Origin of the sequence: Rothia sp. HMSC064F07 (assembly GCF_001837265.1) — a bacterium.
GTDB classification, from domain to species: domain Bacteria; phylum Actinomycetota; class Actinomycetes; order Actinomycetales; family Micrococcaceae; genus Rothia; species Rothia mucilaginosa.
Map to the genome: position 1 here is coordinate 134,405 of NZ_KV831926.1, position 6,977 is coordinate 141,381.

Genomic DNA, 6,977 nt, shown 5'->3' on the forward strand with positions numbered 1-6,977 from the left:
ATGAGCTCAATTTCGACGTGTCCGGCGAGCATATCTGCTTCGAGGCGGTAGGGGCCACCGTCATCGACATAGAAGTTGACCTGATCACCCTTGTAGACGTTCGGGTCGCCTTCTGCCCTGCCAGTGCCTGCGGGGTTGTTGTAGGACTGGTGCAGGGTCGGCTTGCCCGGCTCTAGGGACTCTGCAGCGTGGCGGATTTCCTCCATGACTTCTTCGTAGGTCGGGCCTGCGGGGCCGGGGCTGTCGGCGCTGGTGAGGGTGCGGGTATCGTTGGGAATGCAACCAGCAGAAGAAGGACTATGTCTGCCTCCACCGTGGTCGACAGGAATTCCGTTTTCGTCTACGGTCATGTTTGTATATCCGACATGTCCTACTCGTCCGTCTAGTGTGGTGCAGTAGAAGTTGTTAGGATTGTCTTTATTGTAGGTAACATAAAATCCCTCACGCCGTTTTGACGTATGCGTTTCGGGGGCAGTAGAAGAATTCTGAGCTTCATGGTTATTGCTAATAGGTCCATGATCTTCTTTGCCTACATTCTCAGACCTATCTTTAGGTTTTGAGGTCCTCTTAGTTTGGCATACTTTAGCTACTCCACCTGAAGAGCAATCATTTGTATCCGTCGCAAATGATACGGTGGGTAGGGATATTAATTGTAGAGTGATTAATGAAGAGAAGATAGTTTTGTATATATTTTTCATAATTAGTCTTCTACATTTTCGTAGTTCATAATTTCCCACTTAACACCATTATGTTTGAGTGCGAACTTAAATGTGTCATTGGTTTTATCCTCATTCACCCAGCTACGCGAACTACCGTCAGATTCAACATAAATCTCACGATCCCAGTGACGATACGCCTTCCAAAAATACGTCTCCCCATCCTCAGACCACGGCGCACCATCAGCCTCAAAATAGTCAACTCCACCAATAATCCAACCACCACTAGCGTAAAGATCCTCAACATCGGCATATGCCTGCAACTCATCTTTAAACTCCGACGACACAAACTGACGAGCCACGGAATAATCACCAGTCTCGGTGCCATAGTTAGCCCATTCAACCCACGCTTTAAGGGTCTTACGCATTCCTTCAACAGACTTCTCACGGTACCCATCTTCTGGCTTAGCAGGCTTGGGTACATTCTGTGCAATGCCGTACTTATCAGCAGGGCGGTACTCCCCGTCAGGCGCCTTCGAACCACCCGAATAGCCTCGGACAGTAGACGGGGTTGCGCTTGCCGAAGGAGACTCCGAAGCCGCCGCAGACGCCGAAGCGGTCTCACTCGGCGCGGCGGATGCGGTGGCTGCCGCCTCGTTATTTGCCTGCTGGCCACACGCCGCAAGCAGGGCACCCAGGCCCACAAGTGCGCCACTGCCCAGCAGGGTACGGCGGTTGAAGATGGTCGAATCCATAGAAGATGCGCTCCTATCGTCGGTGATGGTGTGTTGTTTAGTTACTGGTCGGGCCGTTTTTCACAGGCCAAACTGACTGCCGGAAGGAAAACAGCCCCGTAGTACGCCCAACAAGCGCATCAATGCGCTGTGGAGTACCACAGTTACCACCCTACCGCATGTTTGCCGTCGTTTGCATTCTTTTGAGGGTGGTGGCGGTGGTTGATCATTATTCGGGCTTCTCAATGCTTTATGTATCAAATATCTTTGCGCCCGCGGAGGTATCGTCTCTGCAGAATTTATGCCATGGTTTAGCGTCTTCGACCATGGCTTTTAACTACAACCAAAGACACTAACCTATGGCACAAATCTGGAACCCATGACCGAATCTCTGGCTGCGTCAGGTAGGTGGGAGCCGGTTATGGGTTATGCCTTGCCTTTTCGTCGATAGGTTAGTGTCTTCACTGCGGGTTAAAGACCCACGGTGAAGGCACTAACCTATCGAAAACCTCTGTCTAAAAAGCAAACGGCCCCGAATACTTCCGTATCCGGGGCCGCCTGCTGCGGTTATTTACATTCGGTTATTAGTCCCATTCGCCGCGCAAAATCTGCTGAACGAATTTCTTGGGCAGCCAGAAGGAGTGCTTCGTGATGCGGCTACCGTCGGGTAACTCGTCGGTGTCCTTGAGTTTACCTTTTCCGACATACTCGCCAGGTTTAACTTCGTAGTAGGTCTGGGAGGCGTGAACCTTCGTAAAGAGGTATTTGTTCACCTTGCTCTGCGGGAAGTTAGTGGAAACCTTAAAGCCATCCTCACCATTCGGCTTGACCGTCAGTTCAACACCTCGATTAATGATTTCCTTCGTCTCTTGCCATACCCTCATCAGCTCAGGCTCGAGTGAATCGGGGAAACCCCAGAACTTGATCTGATCCAGGCAGAAATCACCGGATTCATTCTCACGGAAAACAACGAACATGAATTTCCTTGAGAAAATCTCGGTGTAAATATGGGACTCTTCCCACTCTTTTTCATTCGCTAGTTCAATAAAACGGTAGTTCTTAAAGGGAGAATCCTCTTTAGGGAGCCCGTTTTTATCAACACGAATAGCGCGAATATTCATGTTTGCCTTTTTAAATTCGGCAGTACTGTCAATATCCGAGGAAAGGCCTAGAATTTTCCTCACAAGAGTGCTGTTGCGGCCCTTGGCGTTAAAGTTAACGTCAAACTTCTTACAGAGTTCTTTCTCGCTCTGGCCCCGGTACTGCAGAAGCTTTTCTTCAATAATCTGGGTAAAAGGCTTAGAAGTGTCTTGTGCTGCGCGAGCGATACTCTCCTGTTCCTCCTGGCTGAAAACCTTGGTGCGGAGGAGGGTTGTCATGTAGCTACTCTTTAGCGACCAGGCGCGCCTATTGGCCAGCTCGGGGCCATAGGGCTGAGTAGTGCGATCCTTGTCTTTACCGGCACCCTTGCGGCAGGTCGAAAGATACATGCCGTCAGATTCGGAAAGCTCGTGTGCACGTCCTTCCAGAACTTTCTGGGTAATGCGTTTATAGTCCTCGAGAATGGTCGGCATATCCTCTTCGGGCCAGTCAAAAAGGAAAAATTTATCGGTGATATTATTCAAAATATCGCGAGTCTTTTGATATTTATAAAATAGAAGCAAAATATTTTGGCACTTATGCCAAAGGTGCGTCTGATAAAAATCGTCTAGGTTTTCCTCATGAAAATTAAACATGCTGAGGACTAGACGTTCTTTGGCAGAAATAGTGCCGTTCGCGTTCACTCGGTAAGGGGTCGTTTTGATTTCGACCCTTGCCGCGGGAATATCGGGGTCCGGGGAATTATTGGGGTTAATCCCATAGAGCAGCTCTTCAACGAGGTTACCGTAGATTCCCTTGGAGAGCTTGCTAATTTCCTTGCGAGTAATCGTTGAGGGAGTGCCCTTTTTCTTATCCTCATAGGTCTTGTACTCGGAGTTCTGGTACTCCTCCAAGAGGTCATAGAGTGAGCGACCAACGAGATTCTCCGCTGTGTATTTGAGGATGCTATCAATGCTCGAATTGTCGTAGTCGAAAAGGCCCATGGTCGGTGTTCCTTCCGGAAGTAGAGGGGTGGCGCGGTGCTGTTTCTTGCTCTCATGCTACGTCAGATAGCGCAGCTGCGCTCTTTGGCGCGTCACTGGCTTTTCCCGAACCCACTTGATCTGAATAGCTGTTCTATGTTATAGTATTAGTATTCGAACATATTTACAGAGGACTATAAGGACTACTGACTCATGGATCAGAAAACCACCAGCAGTAGCCAGCCTATCCGAGTTATCGAGCTTTTCGCCGGTGTAGGTGGCTTCCGCTTAGGATTTGAAGGCTATAACGCCAACGGCATGACCCTGCCCTCCGCGGGTCCCTTCACGACTGTTTGGGCGAACCAGTGGGAGCCCCCGGGAACGGTTGGCCGCCAGTTCGCGGCACGTTGCTACCAGGAACGTTTCGGCGAAGAAGCAAACCTTGAAAACCGCGACATCCACGCCGTACTTGATGATGTGGAGGCGGGTCTCTACGAAATTCCCGACGCTGACCTGCTCTGCGGCGGTTTCCCCTGCCAAGATTACTCGGTTACCAAGCCCCTCTCGCAGTCGCACGGCATTGAAGGTAAGAAGGGCGTGCTCTGGTGGGATATTCACCGCGCACTCGAACTTAAGACCCCCAAATATGTTGTTCTGGAGAACGTTGACCGCCTGCTAAAGTCGCCCGCTAAGCAGCGAGGCCGCGACTTCGCCATTATGCTCTCCTGCTTCTACGTGCTCGGTTACAGCGTCGAATGGCGTGTTATCAACGCGGCAGAGTACGGCCACCCGCAGAAGCGTAAGCGCGTCTACATTTACGCCGAACACAACGCCCCCGAATGGGATTTGTCGCGCCGCATCACCCACACCGGTGTTTTGGCAGAAGCGTTCCCGGTCAAAACTGCAGAATCTGAGGGTCTTCTCTCCGTCTTCGAAGAGCTCAATGAGGCCGATGAGTTCACCATCTCCGATGACCCCTACTACGAGACGGAACACTTTGGAATTGGCGCTAAGACCTCACCCTTCCAGATTGCCGGTGTCATGCAGAACGGCACCGTGCTCACCAGCAAGGTAGAGCCCGATTACCGCGGCGAATTTAAGACGCTCGGTGACGTAGTTCTTCCTGACTCTGAGGTGCCGGAACAGTTCTTTATCGCCCCTGACAAGGTGCCTTCTTGGGAATACCTCAAGGGCGCAAAGAAGGAAAAGCGCATCAATAAGGCGAGCGGCTTTGAATACTTCTACACCGAAGGCTCAATGTCTTTCCCTGACCCGCTCGACCGTCCGGCGCGTACCATCCTGACCGGCGAAGGAGGCTCAGGAGCCTCCCGCTTCAAGCATGTTGTGATTGGTGATTCCGGTGCGTACCGCCGCCTCGTTCCCGATGAACTGGATCAGCTGCAGGGCTTCCCCCGCGGCTGGACTGACACCGGCATGAGTGACGGTAACCGTGCCTTCTGCATGGGTAACGCTCTCGTGGTGGGTATCCCGCACGAAATTGGTAAGGCTATCGCCCGCCGACACAACCAGTAAGACACAACCAGTAAACGCACAGGAGGTGCAGTAGCCCGAAAGCTACCGCACCTCCTTTTGCGCGCCCGGCGGCCTAAACCAGAGCAGGCCTAGACCAGCGCCTCATCAAGCCAGCTCAGACTTGAGCGGTGCTCATCCAACAACTCAAGAGCTCGGTTAGGCAACTCAACCTTCAGGCGGGCGCCCGCCAACGACTGATACTGAGTATTCCCCAAACCGGGGTGCAGAAGAAGAGTCCGCGAAGAACTCAAACCCACCAACTCGCTATCAAAAAGCTTATGCAGATCCTTGCGCAACAGAAGACCCTCATCCACTCGGTGCTCACCCTCGCGTGCATAGCTGTACAGGTGCGCCGCATCCAGCGCCGCCGTATGGCAAGCACCCGTAAACGCACACATGCTTCCGAAACGGTTCAACAGCTCCTGTCGGAACTGTCCCTGGCCGTTGCGAGACCAAACCGTGCGCTCCGTAAAACCACCCCGAGGATTCACTGGCACCCCGTGAGCATCGCTCAGGGGAAGCTGGTGAATACCCGAAGTGTTCAGGCTTTCAAGCCAGGTGAGGACCTTCGCGGTATCGAGGGCAACAATGCTGTTCTGTCGGTTATATTTGCCCGGTGCGCAAAGCCCTTCAAAAGAATCTTTGTCCAACGCACCGATAAGTTCAGTCCAGGTATCGCCATAGTAGGCAATGAAACGCTGAACTCTCTCAGTCCTCTGCGGAGGATTCTTATACAGGCGCTTCTCGGGCTTGAGCTTATCTCTCCTCAAGCAATTTCCATCGCAACGCCACAGCCCATCGGACTTGAAGGTGATGCGGCTACTCCCGCAGCGGGGGCAAAACGTCATGACCTTATCGGCCTCGTATGACTCAATTTTTCGAATAACAGCCGACCCGAGAAGAATCGAATTATCTCGAATCAGCACGAAGTCACCCTCTCGAACGTTTGTGTAGTTCCGAACTTTCGAGTCGTAAACGTAACGGAACTCCAGGGCGTCATCGTAGATTTTGCCGCTGGCGGCGCTTCGGTTCTCTTCGTCGGGAACGGAGCGCAGGAGCCACGCCTGCGGGAGCCGCATATCAGTTGCGGCGTGTTTGCTCGGGAGGCTGAGGCTCGTCACCACGGACGGGAGAACGAGGTCCGGCAGTGAGGGCGTTGAGTTGTTGTCCATAGCAGCAGCCTAGCAGCCCGGGCGGTTTGCCGCTGCTTGGGCGGTCACCGGCTCACGGGGTAGGGGTGGTGGAATCCTGTAATTACAAAAATTCTGCCCTGCATCTTCCTCGAAAAGCCACATGTGTTTCGAGAAGCCACGTAATATGTTGCTTTTCGAAACACATGTGGCTTCTCGGCGATTAAACTCGGCGCACCAAACACCCGCCCCGCACGCAGAACGCACCAGTCAAAACGCTATTGATTCGCATCACACACCGGCGTTCTTAGGTATCCTTGGGGTAACACTCAGACAGAAGCCCGCCCTCCACCTCGAAAGGGGCCGCATGAAAACCTTCTGGACTAACCTATCCCTCACCATCCGCGCGGCAGTCATCTTCTGCTACGCCTACGCCGCGGTGCGCATCCTCAACCTCTTCTCTGAGGCAGGCACCGCACCGTTGACCCCGCGCACGCTCCTCGACGGTGCCCTCACCGCCGCGGTCGTCGTCGGTGCTCTCGCCCTGTATCTGGGTAATGCCCTGGGTGCCGCTCTGCGCGCCCGGCGAGAAGGCTACGAGCCCCGCCCGGTCGGCATCATCGTCGCCTACGCGCTTTTCGTGGCGGTGTGCACCTACCTTATCTGCCGCCTCATCGCCTACACCGTGGAGGCGGGGCTCACCTGGCTCTTCCCGCCCGCCCTCGGCCCGGTTCTGACCGCCGTGGGCATGGCTGGTCTTGGCGTGATTAACTATGTGCGCCTCCGCCGCACCCGCAAGGACTAACCGGGAGAGTGGCACCAAAACCCCTCCTCGAAAAGCCACATGTGTTTCGAGAAGCC

The 6,977-nt window shown here is 53.4% G+C and carries 5 protein-coding genes and 1 pseudogene; 2 read left to right on the top strand and 4 right to left on the bottom strand.

Features of this window, described 5'->3' with window-relative positions; translation table 11 throughout:
* The 3 genes and pseudogenes from HMPREF2712_RS09245 to HMPREF2712_RS03025 all read right to left on the bottom strand — a co-directional run.
* Positions 1-698, bottom strand: a pseudogene (locus HMPREF2712_RS09245) (peptide ABC transporter ATPase); the annotation flags it as partial.
* Positions 699-700: 2 nt separating this feature from the next.
* Positions 701-1,411, bottom strand: a complete 711-nt coding sequence (locus HMPREF2712_RS03020; protein WP_070819233.1) for a DUF6318 family protein — start codon at positions 1,409-1,411, stop codon at positions 701-703.
* A gap of 563 nt (positions 1,412-1,974) precedes the next feature.
* The gene (locus tag HMPREF2712_RS03025; RefSeq protein ID WP_070616264.1) at positions 1,975-3,474 is read right to left on the bottom strand and encodes a Sau3AI family type II restriction endonuclease; all 1,500 of its coding nucleotides are present in this window, start codon (positions 3,472-3,474) and stop codon (positions 1,975-1,977) included.
* Positions 3,475-3,666: 192 nt separating this feature from the next.
* On the opposite strand from HMPREF2712_RS03025, the gene dcm reads away from it, so the two are divergent.
* Positions 3,667-4,986, top strand: a complete 1,320-nt coding sequence (dcm, locus tag HMPREF2712_RS03030; RefSeq protein ID WP_070616265.1) for a DNA (cytosine-5-)-methyltransferase — start codon at positions 3,667-3,669, stop codon at positions 4,984-4,986.
* Positions 4,987-5,075: 89 nt separating this feature from the next.
* Here the strand turns inward: dcm and HMPREF2712_RS03035 are convergent, their stop codons facing one another.
* Entirely contained in the window at positions 5,076-6,065 is a 990-nt protein-coding gene (locus HMPREF2712_RS03035; protein ID WP_246828663.1) for an HNH endonuclease, read from the bottom strand.
* Positions 6,066-6,483: 418 nt separating this feature from the next.
* On the opposite strand from HMPREF2712_RS03035, the gene HMPREF2712_RS03040 reads away from it, so the two are divergent.
* Positions 6,484-6,921, top strand: a complete 438-nt coding sequence (locus HMPREF2712_RS03040) for a hypothetical protein (protein ID WP_070616267.1) — start codon at positions 6,484-6,486, stop codon at positions 6,919-6,921.
* Positions 6,922-6,977 lie beyond the last annotated feature (56 nt).